This window comes from Paenibacillus sp. FSL F4-0122, from assembly GCF_038002845.1.
Taxonomy (GTDB): Bacteria; Bacillota; Bacilli; order Paenibacillales; family Paenibacillaceae; genus Paenibacillus_AQ; species Paenibacillus_AQ odorifer.
The window spans coordinates 3,575,038-3,592,982 of sequence record NZ_JBBODI010000001.1 but is presented as its reverse complement, the minus strand read 5'-3'; the positions used below and the strand labels follow the sequence as shown (position 1 = coordinate 3,592,982).

General features: G+C 41.7%; 17 protein-coding genes. 3 read left to right on the top strand and 14 right to left on the bottom strand.

Going from position 1 to position 17,945, the window contains the following annotated elements; all coding sequences use genetic code 11:
* Positions 1-30 precede the first annotated feature (30 nt).
* The 13 genes from MHH49_RS15535 to MHH49_RS15475 form a co-directional block, all read right to left on the bottom strand.
* Complete coding sequence (locus tag MHH49_RS15535) at positions 31-2,610, bottom strand: alpha-L-arabinofuranosidase C-terminal domain-containing protein (protein ID WP_081388030.1); 2,580 nt, start codon at positions 2,608-2,610, stop codon at positions 31-33.
* A 471-nt stretch (positions 2,611-3,081) separates the two neighbouring features.
* Positions 3,082-3,834: an ABC transporter permease gene (locus tag MHH49_RS15530; RefSeq protein WP_036679634.1), complete on the bottom strand. Its 753-nt coding sequence runs from the start codon at positions 3,832-3,834 to the stop codon at positions 3,082-3,084.
* Complete coding sequence (locus MHH49_RS15525; protein ID WP_076099486.1) at positions 3,828-4,604, bottom strand: ABC transporter ATP-binding protein; 777 nt, start codon at positions 4,602-4,604, stop codon at positions 3,828-3,830. Before MHH49_RS15525 ends, MHH49_RS15530 begins: the two co-directional genes overlap by 7 nt.
* Entirely contained in the window at positions 4,585-5,577 is a 993-nt protein-coding gene (locus MHH49_RS15520; protein ID WP_143763115.1) for an ABC transporter substrate-binding protein, read from the bottom strand. Before MHH49_RS15520 ends, MHH49_RS15525 begins: the two co-directional genes overlap by 20 nt.
* Positions 5,578-5,813: 236 nt before the next feature.
* On the bottom strand, positions 5,814-6,287 hold the full coding sequence (locus MHH49_RS15515; RefSeq protein WP_038573106.1) for a YhcH/YjgK/YiaL family protein: 474 nt from the start codon (positions 6,285-6,287) through the stop codon (positions 5,814-5,816).
* 30 nt (positions 6,288-6,317) lie between these two features.
* Positions 6,318-7,172 carry a MurR/RpiR family transcriptional regulator gene (locus MHH49_RS15510; RefSeq protein ID WP_051491079.1) on the bottom strand — a complete coding sequence of 285 codons (855 nt, stop codon included), beginning with the start codon at positions 7,170-7,172 and terminating at the stop codon, positions 6,318-6,320.
* Positions 7,173-7,195: 23 nt separating this feature from the next.
* Positions 7,196-8,074 (bottom strand): ROK family protein, encoded by an 879-nt coding sequence (locus tag MHH49_RS15505; protein ID WP_076099487.1) that lies wholly within the window; start codon positions 8,072-8,074, stop codon positions 7,196-7,198.
* Between the two features lie 23 nt (positions 8,075-8,097).
* Complete coding sequence (locus MHH49_RS15500; protein WP_036679646.1) at positions 8,098-8,787, bottom strand: N-acetylmannosamine-6-phosphate 2-epimerase; 690 nt, start codon at positions 8,785-8,787, stop codon at positions 8,098-8,100.
* A 24-nt stretch (positions 8,788-8,811) separates the two neighbouring features.
* Entirely contained in the window at positions 8,812-9,654 is an 843-nt protein-coding gene (locus MHH49_RS15495) for a carbohydrate ABC transporter permease (protein WP_341138252.1), read from the bottom strand.
* Between the two features lie 13 nt (positions 9,655-9,667).
* A complete protein-coding gene (locus MHH49_RS15490; protein ID WP_036679648.1) occupies positions 9,668-10,543 on the bottom strand; it encodes a carbohydrate ABC transporter permease in 876 nt (291 codons plus the stop codon).
* Positions 10,544-10,627: 84 nt separating this feature from the next.
* The gene (locus tag MHH49_RS15485) at positions 10,628-12,034 is read right to left on the bottom strand and encodes an ABC transporter substrate-binding protein (RefSeq protein WP_036679651.1); all 1,407 of its coding nucleotides are present in this window, start codon (positions 12,032-12,034) and stop codon (positions 10,628-10,630) included.
* A 148-nt stretch (positions 12,035-12,182) separates the two neighbouring features.
* A complete protein-coding gene (locus MHH49_RS15480) occupies positions 12,183-12,824 on the bottom strand; it encodes an SGNH/GDSL hydrolase family protein (protein WP_036679760.1) in 642 nt (213 codons plus the stop codon).
* 4 nt (positions 12,825-12,828) lie between these two features.
* Positions 12,829-13,740: a dihydrodipicolinate synthase family protein gene (locus MHH49_RS15475; protein ID WP_036679654.1), complete on the bottom strand. Its 912-nt coding sequence runs from the start codon at positions 13,738-13,740 to the stop codon at positions 12,829-12,831.
* A gap of 507 nt (positions 13,741-14,247) precedes the next feature.
* On the opposite strand from MHH49_RS15475, the gene MHH49_RS15470 reads away from it, so the two are divergent.
* A complete protein-coding gene (locus tag MHH49_RS15470; protein WP_036679656.1) occupies positions 14,248-14,433 on the top strand; it encodes a hypothetical protein in 186 nt (61 codons plus the stop codon).
* A 201-nt stretch (positions 14,434-14,634) separates the two neighbouring features.
* Here MHH49_RS15470 and MHH49_RS15465 read toward each other — a convergent pair whose 3' ends face one another.
* Positions 14,635-15,564 (bottom strand): phosphotransferase, encoded by a 930-nt coding sequence (locus tag MHH49_RS15465; RefSeq protein WP_076146417.1) that lies wholly within the window; start codon positions 15,562-15,564, stop codon positions 14,635-14,637.
* Between the two features lie 248 nt (positions 15,565-15,812).
* On the opposite strand from MHH49_RS15465, the gene MHH49_RS15460 reads away from it, so the two are divergent.
* On the top strand, positions 15,813-17,021 hold the full coding sequence (locus tag MHH49_RS15460) for a sugar efflux transporter (protein ID WP_076207036.1): 1,209 nt from the start codon (positions 15,813-15,815) through the stop codon (positions 17,019-17,021).
* 88 nt (positions 17,022-17,109) lie between these two features.
* Complete coding sequence (locus MHH49_RS15455; protein ID WP_341138251.1) at positions 17,110-17,658, top strand: hypothetical protein; 549 nt, start codon at positions 17,110-17,112, stop codon at positions 17,656-17,658.
* Positions 17,659-17,945: the final 287 nt, after the last annotated feature.

Sequence of the window (17,945 nt, the reverse complement as noted above, 5' to 3'; positions counted from 1 at the left end):
GTGAAGGAGTGAACCTCCCTCCGTGACCGGCTATTCCCCCCCTTCCTTTAGTCTTAACACGGTCACGGAATATTTCGGGAATTCAAACTCCAGACTACCTTTGTCTACACTTATCTTTTGAGTTACAGGTGCCACCTTGTCAGGTTCAGCGAAGCTATTCTCAGCATTTAAATCGTCCGACTGAAGTACGGTAGCTGTTCCTTCCAGGCTTGATGTGGCAAGTCCGGCAAAAGAAACATCCGTGCGCTGAGCAGTGTCACCTGCATTAACGACTTTAACGATCAGCTCACCTGTGGCAAGATCACGGCTCGCAGTTTGGAACAGCGGCCCTGCTGGACTTTCATCGTTCACCTCTTGTATAAGCTCATCGTCGAGATAGAGCCGGATATTAGCACCTGATAATTCAATGCGGATATCATACAATTTCCCAGTCTCAATCCTTACAGGAACCGTTCTTCCGATGACTGCTCTTGTTCCACCTACTGATTTTTCAATCGCGCTCTGCGTATTTCCCCAGCCGCCAAGATTCCACCAATAGAAATTGCCTTCATCTTTAGAGCCGAACATAATGAGCATGCCTTCTGCTCCGCCAGTCTTTTTCGCCTTAAGAGAAAGTGTATAATCACTCCATGAAGCCTCACCGGCAACTGCGCGAATATCAATATCATTAGAAGTCTGCTTAAAAGTACCCTTGGATTGTTCCCAGTCCCCATTGTTTAGAGTCCAGGCTCCGGAATCCTTCTTGAAATGATCTTCAAAAAGAACGTCATCACCTTTCGCTACTCGTACATCGCTGTACTCTACCTGGGTGGCCCAAGTCCCCAAACCAATTCCACCTTGAATGGATTGCTTACCGGAGGTTTCTTCTTGTCCTAGAGCCACAAGTGAGGTTGGAAGAACTATATCCCCCTTATTGCTTCCGAACATCTGCTGCACATGATAAGAAGGTGTTCCGTAGCTAGTCGATGAATCAAACACAATAGCATCCGGGTTCCAAGTACGATCCTTCGTATTCACAAACAATGGAGCATAGGAGGACATTTTCACGATATCAGAATTCCGTTCCATGCCCATCATAAAAGCGGCCTCGCCGATTGCAGCGTTCAGATTGCCTTCTCCGGCACCCTTGGTCACCGCATACTCACCAACATAAATCTCAGGACCACTCCGGTCATAAGTATCGTATCTGTTCGAGTTGCTGAGGAACCATTCAGAGGTTTCATAGTAATGCTCATCAACCATTTCGATAGGTTCTCCTTCAACTGCCGCATTAGCAATGAGATGAATCTCTGGATACTGCTCTTTAATTGCCTTATAAAACAAGCCATAACGCTTAATATATTCACTCATCTGGAAATTGTTTTCGTTACCAATCTCTACATATTTCATATTAAAAGGCTCTGGATGACCATTGGCGGCTCTTTGTGCCCCCCATTTGCTAGTAACCGGTCCGTTTGCATATTCAATGGCGTCCAGCGCATCTTGTATCCACGGCTGAATTTCACTGACTGGAACGGTATTCTGCTTGGCTATAGGATCTCCGTTATGTGAAATCCCGATATAAGCTACATATAATGGTTCCGCTTTCAGATCTTCAGCCCATTGCAGATATTCGTGGAAGCCCAGCCCATCTGAGGAGCGATAATCCCAATATCCCTTATGACCGGGACGCGTCTCAATCGGTCCAATGGTATTCTTCCATTGATAAGCATCTGTTGGCGTTTTTCCTTCCACAAAACATCCCCCCGGAAAACGAACGAATGCGGGTTTCATCGCAGCTACCTTTTCAGCCAAATCGATGCGAAGTCCATTCTCTCTGTTGTTCCAAGTCTCAGGAAACAAAGACACCATATCGAGATAAACAGTACCTACATTTGCAGCAGAGATTACAATTCGTGCGTTTGCTACAGTACCTGTAGAAGTCAGTGTGTATGTATATGGATTCCATCCTTCTTTTAACTTATCAACGGTCTGTTCTGCATATAGCTCTTTGCCATCCGGGCTTTCTAACGTTATACGCAGTGGCATAATGTCCCCTGGCTCTGGCCGCGCATAGAAAGACAACTTGTAACTGGCATCCTTCGTCAAAGCGATCCCCCAGTAACCGTTATTCACAGCAGATACCGAACCGCCCTCGGCAGCAGATGATACTGTTAAAGCCATTGCCTGGGTCTGAGCATCGTTCAAAAGCTTAGTGCCGGTCAGAGCAAGCTTCCCTTTACTGCCTCCTTTTTCATCAATCCACCAATTGAACAATGTGACCGAACTATCCTCAAAGGAACGATTGGAAATCAGCTCTGCATATAGCCCTCCATCTCCCGCATGATTAATCTCTTCGAAAAAGGCTCCGTACAACATCGGGCTTATCTTAGCTCCCGGATTTTCCGTATCCACGGTCAACGTATACGCGGGTCCACTACTTGTATTAGCTGCTGTCGCCGGTGGAACAGTTTCCTTTCCCGCTTCACCCGTTGCTTCTACGGCAGATTCCTTAGACTGAGACAGTGGCGCGGTGTTTTCTCCCTTAGAAGCCCAATAATACGTCAGACCGCCAACTACAATCACGAAAATCAACACCGTAAGCCATAGTTTTCGTCCATATTTATTCAAAGATATTTACCCCCAACTTTTTATTAGCATTTTCATTTTCTTATGAAGCGAACAAATCCTTCCATTCGTAAAAACTTAAAATTATTCCGTAAAACCTAAATGAATCCGTTTCCATTGATAAAATACCATACTAAAATCTGGTTGTAAATAAATTAAACTAAACCTTTTTATACTTTTATGAATATAATTTCCAATAGATATGCAAGAAATTAAGAGATTTATTAGTTTTTTTAAAATAAATTCCCTCTTTTCATCTCACCATCTTTATATTCCTCTAAAATAAACGGGGGTTTACAGCCATAAGTAAGTTTATTTTTCATTTTTCCCTCCATTTATTTTACTGTTTTATTTTTCCATTCAAATAATGATGAAATTAAAATTAATTTTATTCTCACCAAAAAATCATATAAAAAAAGCTCCCCTTTGCCTAAACTCGGGCAAAGGAAAGCTATAGTTATATCTCAACTAAATTTAATTCCGCCACTTCATAAACTTGTAATCAAGAAAATCAACAAGCAAGAAGAGAATAAAACCGACCAAGCTGAACAACATAATTCCCGCATACATCTCCGGATAATCTAATCTTAACCACGCATCCATGATGAAAAAGCCCATGCCGTGCTCTGTTCCATAAATCTCCGTAAAAAACAGTACAGATATCGCTGTCCCTAGCGAAATACGAATCGTACTCAGAATCACTGACAATGCACCCGGCAGTGTCACATGCCAGAACTTCTGCACAGCGCTGGCACCTATACTAGTTAAGACATCATAGGTATTGTCCGGAATAGCCTTAACCCCATCCCTTACAGAGATGATGATCTGAAACAATAGAATCAGCATGATCATTAGGATTTTGGACGTTTCCCCAAGCCCGAAGAACAGCATCACTACTGGAAGCAGGGCAATTTTGGGAACCGGATAGGTCAAGTAAACCACAGGGTCCAGCAGTTTGTTCCAGGTCAACGAACGTCCCATTAGAAGACCTATAAGCAGTCCAATAATTAACGCCATTACCACACCTGCAAAAATTCTGAACAAGCTATACCCTACATTTATAGCAATATCCTGCGCCCCTAACTGAAACATCGCTTTATATACAGCAAAGGGACTTGGCAAAATCGAATGATTCATAAGTAAAAATGCGATATACCAGACTACATTCATACAAACAAATACAAATAGAAGCCTTACTAGATGATGAAGTCGACGTTTGTTTACCATATCTCCTGCATTACCTTTCTAATCCGCTTAGTCTGCTCAAAGAAATCTACACTGTCCCGCTTATCCTCATGCTTCATATGAAACACCAACTGATTATCAATAATCTCAGGTGTAGTTTCTTTGTTGGAAGGCATGACAATAATCTTTTGCCCCAGCAGAATCGCTTCTTCCACATCATGAGTGACAAATAACGTAGTCGTAGGGTTAGCCAGCCAGTTATCTAAAAAGAGGACCTGCAGCGTTTCCCTTGTTATCGCATCGAGTGCAGAGAATGGCTCGTCCAGCAACAGAATAGTAGGCAAAATGGCAAAAGCTCTGGCAATCGCCACTCTTTGCTGCTGGCCTCCACTAAGGGATAAGGGATAACGTTCTGCTAAATCAGAGATCGCCATCGACGAAAGCCACTCCTTAATCTGCGTCTCCCGTTCTTGCTTGGATGAACTTGCCGTATGCGTAATCTTCATCGCTATCTGAATATTATCATGTACAGTCTTCCAAGGAAGAAGCCCGTAGTTCTGCGGCACCAGCCCGATTAACGTTTCTTTCTCATGCACAGATTTCTCATTAAAAAGAATGTGTCCCTGATAGCTAGGCAGCAAGCCCGCAATCGCCCGTAATAAAGTTGATTTCCCGCTGCCGGAGGGTCCGATAATGGTGTAAATCCCGTGCTCCGGCAAAGTTAAATCTACCTGACCCAAGGCCAATTGTCCGCTCTTATATTCTACTTTCAGATCCTTTATAACGAGTCCTTTATTTCTTGAATTGGACATCAGAAATCACATCTTCAGCCGAGATATTTTTGCTGAGCAAACCTTTTTCCCGTGCCCAAGCAAATGCGGCCTCTACTTCCTTCACATCCACTTGATAAGCTGGTACATAATCTGGTACCTTGATTTCATCTTTTAATGTTTCCGGATATCCTACTTCTTTGATTACAAGATCGATATATTCGGATTGCTCATGGGATTTCATATAAGCTACTGCTTCATCATATGCAGCATACATACTGCGGATAGCCTCTGCTTTGGCATCAATTGCAGTTTGCGGGAAAGCTAAAACGAACGGATTTACTCCCGCAGTTAGCGTTGAGCTCAGTACACGCAACCCTGAGGTTTTGCCCATAGTTACAAAAGGTTCCGGCAAAATAGCCGCATCCGCCTTATTATTCTTAAGCAATTCTAAACGGGTCGGAATCTGTGGAACCTCTGTGACTGTAATATCATCTTCGGTCAGGCCCGCTTGTTTCAGCATCATTGCCACTGTATATTGTGTGGAGGTATTTTTGGACAAAATCACGGTTTTACCCTTCAAATCCTTCACATCCTGGATGGATTCATTTCCAGTCAGCAAATCAAACTCTCCAAAAGTTGTACTGGCGATCTTCACATCCAGTCCAGCCTCATTGTAAATGGAGATCGCAACCAGGTCAGCGCTTAGACCATCCAGCTTGCCTGCTTGAAAAGCTACATCCCGATCTTTGGCGCTTTTAAATGTTTGGATATCCAGCTCCACACCGTGGTTTTTATCGAAACCTTGTTCATGTGCGATGATAAAAGGAATAGCATCAATCGAGGGCAATAAACCTAGCGACAAGGAGGTAACTTCTTTTGCAGCCTCTGGAGCAGCTCCCTCTGACGATTCTGTATTTGTATAATTTTTCGAACCACAGCCGACTGCAAGTGCAGCGATGACAACAACCATCATAGATAACAACAACATTCTCTTTAGACCTTTATTCTTCATTTAACTCTCCTGCCTCCATTATTCTTTCTATAGTGTAATTCTCTGTAATATTCTTTGCTCACTCATAAATGTGCATGCAAAAAAATCCTTAAGCTCTACAAAAAAAGCTTTAGGCATGTTAAGTTTACCACCAATCTTTATATTTTGTATATTTATAAATTTAGATATAAGTAAATAGAAGCGACGCAAAAAAAGCTGACAGCGGAATGGTTCCGCTACCAGCCTCAATCTCAATGTTATGGAGTTAGTAGATTTGTGTGGATTTTAATGACAGCTTTTTTAATCTGCTGCCCCGGTTGACCCATACCCGGTCTGTGAACATCATGAGGGAAAAAGACCGCGAACATGCCAGGCTTCAAAGATAACAATATTTCATCTGCTGATGGGGGATAAAGCGCATATTCTCCTTCGGCATCGTAAGGCTTAATGGGTTCGATCCCTTCTTGCAGGGTTGCCCAGCCAATCGTTTCTTCACCTTCGATCAGATAATGCACATCAATATAGGCCTCATGCTTCTCTGCGACTTGTTCCTCCAGCGATTTTGCCTCAAGAGCCATAATCGAAGCATACATTTCGTTCCCGCGAATTTCGATTCGTCCCAGATCAGGATCATGTTGTAAGATTACTTTCAATTCCTCGATAGCCTCAACAATGACAGGATTCTCATACTTGATATGCTCTTCCCAAGATGACAAAGAACCTAAGATCATAACTTCCCATTCCCCTCACATCTTAATGTACTAAACCAGTTTCTCACTGACTGCTGAAGCTGTTGTTTCTTTATTAATTATGGATTGCTCACTAGTCTTCTTGAAATATTCTACATATAAAATATCAAGCAGATAGAGCTGCGATATCTTTGCAGATAATGAACCCCCTTGCAGCGGTCCTTCATTAGCACCACATAGCAGGGTCAGATCGGAGTACGAGGTTAGCGGTGACTTTTCAAACCTAGTAATGGATATTACTTTGGCTCCTCTTTCCTTTGCTTTTCTCGCAACCTCAATGCTATCCTTGGTCGAGCCGGAATAAGAAATCACAACAGCGACATCCCGGTTAGACATCAGTGCTGCCGACATCATCTGCAGATGTGAATCCATTAAACATTCCGTTTTGTTCGTAATGCGCATAAATTTAATTTTGGCTTCCATAGCTGTGACTAGAGAAGAGCCCACACCGAAAAATAATACACGTTCTGCATTAATCAAATACTCAATAGCCTCACTGATCTTCTGTATATCAATTAAATTATAGGTCTCGTTGAGTGCACTTACATTCGTGGTCAGCACTTTAGAAGCAACAGCTTCAATCGTATCATCCATCAGAATTTGATCGGTAAGCTGCGGGATCTCATTCTCCACAGTGATGCTATGTGCCAATGCGATCTTGAACTCTTGATACCCTTTATAACTTAAAGATTTGCAAAATCGAAATATACTTGATTCCCCAACATCACATGCATCTGCAAGATCAGTAATCGACATGTAGACTACACTTCTCGTGTTCTCCAGTACGTAGTCCGCTACCTTCTTCTCCGTATTCGTCAAATTATTGTATTTAGAATGAATTGAAGAAAAAATACTGATTGTCCGCAAAAAAGCCCCTCCTTTTCAATAAATTAATGTACGAATAAGGAGGAAGCTCCCAGCAGACCTGCCTTATTCCCTAATGAGGCTTTAACAATTCTCACTCCCGCAAAGCTTTCCATAAGCAAAGACTTCGTTCGTTCTTCTACCCTTCGAACCAAATCTTCTTGTTCCATTACGCCGCCACCAATAATAATCGCGGATGGATTGAAGATATGCGTGATAGAAGCTAAACCAACAGCCACTTCAGTAATCCATAGATCTAAAATACGTTCAAGCTGCTCATTTCCGCTCTGTATTTTATCAAATAAGGCTTTTCCATCCGTGCATTCGGGATCTGCCAGTTGAGCCATCTTGACTAAAGCTGTGGTTGAAGCGTGTTTTTCATAATATGGCAGTCCTTCTACTCCGGATGTGGCCGACAATGGGTGAGTAAAGATATGGCCAAATTCAGCCGCTACCCCATTAGCCCCTTTGTAGATTTGGCGATTAATGACGATTGCACCGCCAATGCCTGTGCCAAAGGTTAGACATAAGAAATTGTTAAAGCTCTGAGCAGCTCCATAATAAGCTTCGCCTAATGCAGCTGAATTCACATCGTTCTCTACCATAACAGGTTTATGAAAATGATGGGTGACAATATCCTTAATTTTCATTCCAGTATATCTAGGTATATTTTCGTTAGCATAGACAATAAATCCTTCTTCTGCATTAACTTGGCCCGCGGTGCTTATGGCAATGGCATCAAAATGATCGTATTCTGCAATCTTTTCCAGCATTCTTGAGATTACATGAGGTCCCCCCAAGTAGCTTTCTGTTGCATACTCCTTGAAGTCATGTACATTCCCCTGTTTATCGCATATACACATCTTGGTATTGGTACCGCCAACATCTACGGCTACAATCCTCATTTCCATCTACCCTCTCTGGCGTTCTACTGAATAGCGTTCACAAACCGTTTCGTAATCTCCATCGGTCTCGTGATCGCAGAGCCAACCACTGCTGAATACACACCTAAATCAAACATGGTCTTTAATTCTTCAGGAGTGGAAACCCCACCTTCAGCTATAACGGGAACAGAGAAGTTGTTGACGATTTGTTGAACCAATTCAAAATCTGGCAAGTTGCGGCCTTTAGTAGCCTCTGTATAACCGCTCAAGGTAGTTCCTATCAGATCAAATCCCAGCTCAACAGCCTTCGCAGCTTCCGCAAATGTAGAACAATCCGCCATAAACAGTTGATCTTTATAGGTCTCTTTTAAAAGTGGAAAAAGTTCAGAAATAGTAGATCCGTCCGGGCGAATACGGTCTGTAGCATCCATAGCAATGATATCTACCCCTTCGCGGTACAGCTCATCGACTTCCTTTTGAGTGGGTGTAATAAAGACTTCAGAGCCTTCATACACCTTTTTGATTATCCCAATGATTGGCAGATTCACTTGCTTTTTGATTTCTTGAATATCCGCTACGCTGTTTGCCCGAATTCCAGAAGCCCCGCCTAAGTAAGCAGCATAAGCCATTCTCCCCATAATAAACGGGCTATGCAGCGGTTCTTCTGGTAAGGCTTGACTGGAGACGACTAATTTATGTTTTATTTTTTTAAGTACATTATTTTCAGTATTCATCAGTAACCCACTCCACATTTTTATTTATTCTTTAACTGCTCCTGCCGTAATCCCATTGGTGAAGAACCGTTGGAATAACATGAACACTAGCAACATCGGAATTGCAGCGATGGTAGCTCCGGCCATTTTATAAGCGAAATTAGGATTCAAATCCTGCATTAAGGTCGCAGTACCAACCATTAATGTTTTCATTTTGTTCTCTTGGCCTATAACCAGCTGCCACAAGTAATCATTCCAGACTTGCACGAAATTTAGAATAAATAAGGCTCCAATACCAGGTTTGACAATAGGCAACATGATGCGTGTGAAGATTCTCCATTCATTTGCACCATCTATTCTCCCGGCTTCTCTTAAGGCATTAGGGGTTAAATCGAAGAATCCCTTTAATAGGAACACTCCAAATGCACCCGCCACGTTCAGCCAAATCATACCGTTATAACTATTTACCATTCCAAATTGTTGGGTGATCCGGAATAAGGGTACAATCATAATTTCTTTAGGAATCATCAAGCTTGATATAAAGATAATGAAGATTATATTTTTACCTTTAAAATTAATCTTTGAGAACGCATAGGCGGCCATAGAGCCTACAACGATAACCAAAATAGTAGAAATACCTGATACATAAATACTATTAAACGTCCATCTTAAAGCCGGCTGGTTCTGAAATACATCCACATAGTTGGAGAATGTAATCGATTTGGGCCACCAGTCTGGAGGCATTTTCACAACATCCGAGCTGTTCTTGAGTGAACTTGTGAATAACCAATATAGTGGAAAAAGATTAAGGAGCGCGAAGAGGATAATGATTACATTCGATATCACATCAAACTTCTCTCTCTTTTTCTTGTTTTTAATCTTCGACATGTTGTATTCCCCCTCACTTCACCTTAATCATGCTTCGTAGCTGTGGCACAGACAATATCAATGTAATCACGAACATGATAACCCCTACCGCAGAAGCTACACCGAGTTGGTTATATTTAAAGGCATTATTATAAAGGTAGTACATCAGCGTTACGGAGGAATTGTTCGGTCCGCCACCGGTCAATAACTGAATAACTACAAAGATTTTTAATACGGCAATAATATTGATAATCGTAATATAAGTTGTTGTCGGTCCTACCGAAGGAATCAGGATCTTTGATATCACTTGCCATCTGCTAGCACCGTCGATTTCGGCTGCTTCAAAAAGCTCTTTCGAGACACCAATCATTGCAGCTATATACAGAATAATTGCCTGGCCCACGTTAGTTGCGAAGGTTACAAATATCACGACTGGCAGAACCGTCTTTGGATTTCCCAGCAGATTAATCGTCCCTAGTCCCATGTCTTTATATAGATAAGAGATAAGTCCATTAGCCGGATTCAGCAAAAAGCTCCAGACCATACTCATAACCACCATGGACACCATTACCGGGATATAATAACTTCCTCTAATAAAGGAAACGTACTTAGCATTTTTATCAAATACCGCGGAGGCTACGAACAATGCAAACCCCACTGTAAGTAGAACGATAAATATTACGAACACAACGGTGTTGATGGTAGCCTTAAAAAATACCGGATCATTAAACAATGTGGTGTAATTGGCAAAACCCACAAATTTCTCACTGTCATAATTAATCTGGTATAGACTCAGCCGCATCCCTTCTAAGATCGGATAGACAAGAAAGGCTAAGAATACTATCATCTGAGGTAAAATAAACAGATAACCTGTAATATTCTCTTTTAGGTAATTACTACGTAGTTTCATATCGTTTACCTTTCTAATTAACAGCCCCAGAGTCTCTTCAGACCCTAAAGGCTGTCAATCGTGTATTGTTTATCTGGTCTTAGATTATTGGAAAATTACAGAGCCAGCTTTATTGGTCTCAATCACCTTGTTGCCACTTGTCTGATAATCTTGTACAAACTGTTCCGGTGTCTTAGCTCCCATGTAAAGTGCTTGTAGCTCTGGATATAAAACCTCTCTTAATTGGCTGTATCCTGGAACGTTGCCTGTGAAGTTGAACAAATATTTAGAATTGGCATCGTAAGCTGCAAACAGTGGATTCTCCGCTTTAAGTGCTTCGGCTACAGAACTTCTTACAGGAATCCCATTCTTAGAGGATTTAACTAACTCAGGATCGCTTGAGAAAAACTTCACGAAATCCTTAGCTACTTCAGTCTTCTTAGCATCTTTGGACTTGAATACACTAGCGCCTACTACATAAGTAAAGGATAGAGGATCGCCGCTTTCCGACGGAATATTAGCAAGTCTCATATCGAATTTCGCTGCCGTACCATCCGCCATATTAGCTTTCGTACCATTAAACAGAATCGGGTTAGTGAAACTGATCGCTAATTGCTGATTTTGGAACATAGCATTGGCATCATTAGAAGAAACAGATTCTGCTCCTGGATTTGTATATCCGCCGTCATATAGGTTTTTCAGCCAAGTTGCAGCTTTAACTCCGTTCTCATCGTTCAGGACAATGTTGCCTTGATCATCAAAGAACTTATTGCCGAACATTCTCATATAGGCAAGGTTCCATGTATCGCCCTGATTATTTACAGCGAATAATGCCATTGGATATGCATTCGAATACTTATCCTTCGGCAGATTGTTTTTCAGACCCTCAAGAATTTGTTGATATTCATCCAAGTTCCAAGTTTTGATTTCGGATTCTTCACCCACAAACTTTTCTAAGCCTGCTGCTTTAAACATGTCCGCGTTGTAAACCAAGGTGCCTGGGTTGTGCTGGAATGGATAGAAATAAATATCTTCTCCGAACGTTACAGCGTCCCAGTAGTTTTGAGCAATATCGCTTTTCGCGTCTTCATCAATGATGTCGGTCAAAGGAACCAATGCTCCACGGTGAACGTAATCCCCCATCGGGAATACACTCTCAAAGAACACATCTGGAGGTGTTCCTCCGCTTAAGTTAACGTTAAGCAATTGATCGCGCTGATCTCCAGCAATGACCTCTATTTGAATATCCGCATCATATTTATCATATTGTGCTTTGAATTTCTCAGCGGCGTGCTTTAGGAAGCTATCATAGTCCGCGCCTGCCTCCGTGGCATCCACAACACCCTTCCACTGTGGAGTCAGCCATACTCTGATCCCCACTTTTTCCTTCCCAGATGCAGAAGAATTATCGGATGTATTAGAGCTAGCAGCATTGTTACCTGAGCAACCTGAAATTAAAGAAATAATCACCATTAGCGCAACCATTGTCGAGAGTAAACGTTTTTTCTTCATTTATAAACCTCCCTAAAAGTTTTGTGAGCATTATCTTCTCTGAATCGCTTCGTACAAAACTCGCTTCGAAAGCATACGCTTAAAGTTTTGTAAGCATTATCTTCTTTGAATCACTTCGTACAAAACTTGCTTCGAAAGTATAGAACCCTTAATTTAAAATCCGTTTGGCATGGTATTGCACTAAATCGGCCATGCTGCGATGTCCTTGCGGATCAAGATGCATATAATCAATTTCATTCATCGATACATGATCTCTGGAGTCTATAAAGTGGATGCCAGTTTCCGTTAGTAAAGCTGCAAGATGCTCAGCGAGCTCCATAGACTTCTCACTACATCCGCTACCCATTGGTTTGCCAATAGGGGTATGAATATACTCTGCTCCAATCGGAGGGGGCGCGATTACTAGAACCTCTGGAGCCTTCCCCTCGGGTCCTGCACCGCTATCTTTAGCTTTAAGAGCCAACCTAACAATACCTTGTGCGATGTTATAAGAAGTTAGTCCAAACCTTTCTTTTGTATCATTGGTCCCAAGCATGATCACAACCAAGTCTAATGGCGAATGTGACATCAGGCAGGGATAGATATAGGAGATTCCAGAAAGTCCTTCAAATAGAGGGTCCTCACTGACACTTGTTCTGCCGGGAAGCCCTTCTTCGATCATTCGGTAGGCGTCACCCAATTCTGTATGAAGAATTCCCGTCCAACGAATATCATCCTTAAATCTGCGGTCTGTCTCTGCGTCGTAGCCCCAAGTATTAGAATCGCCAAAGCATACGATGGATTTCTTCATTATCTTAACCGCAATATCTTTCAATAGCTTGATCAATCAATTTCATAATGTCTGCGATCGGACCAGCATCCTCAACGGCTACTGCCTCAAGCGGTGCTCTTACGCTGCCAATGTTTACGCCTCTTAATTTTAGAAGCTCTTTTATTCCGGCATACATGGCACCTTTCAGCGAACAAAGGGCGATGATAATATCGTTGATATCGCTTTGAATTTGTCCAGCTTCTTCGAACTTACCAGCCTTAACAAATTCATTTGCTTGGAGGAACAGCTCAGGCATAACCGCATAGGTTCCACCGATTCCCGCATCCGCTCCCATGATTCTTCCCGCAACATATTGTTCATCTGGTCCATTAAATACCACTACATCTTTTCCACCCACTCTTTTGAATCTTTCAATATCCATAGTCGGCATGGAGGAGTTCTTCACACCAATCACCTTTTTGTTCGCAAGCAGCTTCTCAAATAGGGAAGGAGTCAGTGTATATCCAGTAGTCTGAGGAATGTTGTAGATAATGAAGCTAAGAGGGGTTGCCTCCATAATCTCGCTCCAATATTTATAGACTGCACTATCAGGTAATTTGAAATATATAGGCGGGATTGCGGATAATGCATCATACCCTAAGGTTGCAGCATGTTTCGCTAACTCAATACTATCTCTAGTGGAAGGGGCACCCACGTGGGCAATCAGTGTCATTTTACCTTTCAGGTTACTAGCTACGTAGCTTAGTACCGCTTTGCGTTCGTCGAGACTCTGGTAAATACATTCTCCTGAGCTGCCTCCCACATATACACCTTGAACTCCTTTTTCAAATAAGTAATCACATAAAGCATGCGTCCGGGATTCCGAAATGTTTCCTTGATCGTCATAGCAGGCATAAAAGGCAGGTATAATTCCGTGGAACTTTGTGAGTGTCATTGTTAATCCCCCTTAAGTTGTGAGCGGTTTCTTTTCTACATAAACAAAATATCATTATATTTTGGTTTTGTAAATTATTTTCTCTATTTTTAGAAAAATAAAATTTATTTCCACCAATCTTATTTATGATTAGCACAATAATGGTTTTCAGTATAACTCGCAGCTAATAATCATTTATTTTTCCATATTCATTAGAAAATAATCCTGCAAATATTCCACCCTAAATTTATTTCTTCCGGGCAGTATTTGTTGGATATACGGATGTAAAATAATATAAAAAAGGGGTACTAATGAGTATCCTTTCAGCTTCACTAAAAATGTCTCCTACAGGGAGACACTTCTCTCCAGATGAAGCACAAAACCTAAATAACACACAATGTTCACTGAATAATCTGTGTTTTTCAGACGGACACACCTTTTAAAAAATGGAGTTTAGGATTATAATGAAAGCGTAAACAAATAACTACAAAATCTATTTTGTTTCTTCGCCAAAGGAGGCTGGAGGAAATGCTAGCAGGACTTAAGGAACTTAAAAATTGGGTGACAGAAAACTGGAATCCAACATTGAATACAGGTAATGAGGACTACCGGAAAATGGAGTACTCCGTGGAGCGTCATCTGCACACTCCGCAATCTCCGAAACCACTTAGCTATGAAGAAGAGGCTCGAATCAAGACCGTTAAATTTCATTAACTAACCCTTTCAGATAAAGATTGATTCATAACGAAGACATCAGACCGCCAGATCCGGAAGCAATTCCAGTGGATGCGGTCTTTTATTATGCCTTGTAGTTGTATAACGAAAAAACCTCCCCCACCCTAAAGGGTGAAGAAGGCTAATAGGTTACTTTCGAGGACATGGCAGTAGGTTATCAATCCAAACGCCTTGTTTAGTTCATCCTTCGATAAACCTCAGCGCGCGTTCCGATTGATAATCAGCTAGGCCTTGGGCGAATTGTTGGTCAGGAAATCCTCTATGCAGCAGCTTTAATCCACCTGAAGTTAAGGAGACATGATGGTGGAATTGATAAAATAACAGCCTATCATGATCCAGAGCATCGTTCTTTAAGTACCGATAGAAATCCCCAAATCTCATCTGTAAAAAACTATGCTCATGCTCAATGTCATAGTACATTGCCCCTTCAATATCTATCAGAAAGGGCTCCAGTTTATCATTAACCATAACATGGTCAGGTCCCAGCTCCCCGTGAATAAACCCATATTGCTGTCTGGGTTGAATTTTTGATTCAAGCTCGTACAACTTATCGAGCAGTTTGCTTTGATTAGACCTGATCTTCTCAATATGTTGGGAGGCATAGGCTAGCTGCACTTTCGCATTTTCCATTTGTAATAAATGACATTCGCTCATGCTGCTCTCGTTAGCATTTGCTTTCCCAAAAACATGCCTCTCGTTGGTATGCATAGCAGTAAGCATTTCCCCCACACGCTGAAAAACTTTATCTTGAACACGTGAATCGGGATGATAAAAATAGGTTTCTGCCATTCTTCCATCTATATATTCAACTAGAGCATAATCGAAAGAGTAACGATCTCTTTCCTTATTCAGATCATAAAGAGCAGGGGTCTGAACTCCATGTTGTGTTAAGTACCTGTTATTTAATTCGAATAAATGACTTCCATAGGATTGTTCATTTATATCTTCATTTGCTTTTTCTTCTTTAAAATAATTCATCGAAAGATCCCACACATACAAAACGCAGGAAAATCCATTACTGCACTCAATCTTGTAGACCACCTTTTGTGCACCGCCATGCATGCGCGAAACACGAGCAACGAAATAACTGCTGCCAAAAACCCTACTAATATAATCCTGTAAGTCAGCCTTATCGAGATGACAAGTAACGTCCATTAACAACACTCCATTTATTAGGTTTTGCCGACTTCACAATAGTAAATAAAATCCAGCCGAAAGTATAGACTTATTCTTTCCGATCAATTATGATGTTGAATAAGGTCTTGAAAAAAACAAGCATACAAAAAGCCGTTGGAATCAATTTCAACGGCTTTTTTTTATGAAATATCTAAACAAATATAGAGGAGTACTTTCACAACATGTTCAAACGACTAACTGCACTATTTTCGATTCCCTCTTATGGCTTACTCTTTTTATGTATGTTACTGCAGGGGATGGGGATTTCACTCAGCGCACCCTTTTTATCCATTTATTTTACGGAACAGCTTGGAGTATCTGTCGGGCTGTTTGGTGTTTTTCTGGCCACCACGTTAATTGCCGGAATATGGATCAGTACACTAATCGGGAGACGCTCTGACCTTGGCTTAAATCGAAGAAACATTTACCTTGTCTCCACGCTCTGTAATGCCCTTGCTTATAGCGGATACTTGCTCATTGGGGATTTTACGATCTTATTCATTTACATGATTGTGTTCACCGCACTCGGTGCACCAGGGATGCCTCAATTGTTCGCCATAGCTAGAGAAGCAGTGAATAAGAGCGATTTTACAGATACTGCGTTTGCAAATTCTACCTTGCGTTCTGCTTTCTCTCTCGGCTTTATTACAGGTCCTTTAATCGGTACTCTGCTAATTGCTGCTGTTGGGTTTAAGGGGATTTTCTCGGGCACCATCGGAGTATTCCTGCTGGTTGCCTTACTTATTTCACTATTCCTGAAATCAAATACAGAAGTGAAAAGCAGTACTGCAGAAGTAAAAGTAAAAAGTTTCCGGTTGGGTCAGAACCGTAATGTTCTGCTTCCTTTTCTGATTATGATACTCATGTATGTAGCCCACTGGACGAGTAGCATCAATACTGCCCTCTTTATCACCAACAATCTAGGGGGAACAACAAGCGATGTCGGTTTAGTCAGCAGTATTTGTGCTGCGCTGGAAATTCCTTTTATGATCATGCTGGGACTACTTAGTGCGAAATACAGTAACCGCATCCTGATGATGTGCGGAGCCATTTTCGGAGGAGCTTATTATCTCGTTGTCATTACTTCAGGCGCGATGTGGCAAATGCTTGCAGCCCAAATTTTGCTTGCCTTTTTTGTTGCCGTTATTTCAGCGATTGGCATTAGCTACATTCAGGATCTGCTTCCAAACATGCCTGGGTATGCATCCACGCTCTACTCTAATTCATCCACGATCGGCAGACTGATTGGCAGTCTTGTTGGCGGGTTATTAGCTAGTGTTGTTGGGTACCGGTATTCATTTGTGCTCTGTTTCATACTCGTCATTATTTCTACAATCATGCTTGCGGTAAGCGGACGTGACTCTGTAGATACACAAAAACTAACGGTTTAATCTGCTTTTTTGGGGCTTCATTCAGCCCTTGTAACTTCTCCATATTTTCTCGCGACTAACTAACATATCCTCAAAAAGGTGGAGTTAGATGTTAAAAACTATTGCAAGAATGCTCATGTTGATGTCTTTAATCTTTCTGGCAGCATGTGCAGGGGACGTTAAACCAAACCAGGAGCCGAGCACAGGAGCAAATACGCCAACCCAAAGTCCAGCGATTAATACGCAGAAGCCGCAAATCACAGAACCCAAGCAGCCAAATGAAACCAGCTTTAAGGCAGAATTGTTGATAAATCTGAAATCATATGCAGATCAATTGACAGAGAATGATCTCCCCGCACTTGAAGTGCTGGAAAAAAACCTAACTGCTTTAGTTGAGCATGACCACACAATTTATCAATCCGGGTTCGTAAACAAAAAACTAGCAGAGGCTATGGAGCCTTATTATGACGAACAATATCAGTACAAATTCACAGACATCGAAAGCATTGATTCCATGTTACCCAACGAACATCAGGTGAATATAACGGTAATCGGACAACGCTTGGATATGGCCGCAGAGACCGTTGAAAATGTAAAAATGCTATACGCTATTCGGCCAAACGATCAAGGGGAATGGGTCATTTATATTATTGATTGATTGACTGACTGACTAGCTTATGAAAAATCGTCGTCCGATTCCTGACAGGGAATTTGAACGGCGATTTTTTTGTGAAAAAAACCAATTTCTCACCTTGCTAGCTCAGTTACACATTAATCGTTCGGAAGAGCACCGTGAAATGCCTTCCCATTATGCGAAGGATACCCTGCTACTAGCTACAGACAGCAAAAGTAATCTTCATCCTTTGCGAGATGCGGAGAATGGAATCATGTTTGTGGTAACCTTCTAGCTACCTACCCGATCTAATATTTAAGTAACGTTACGAA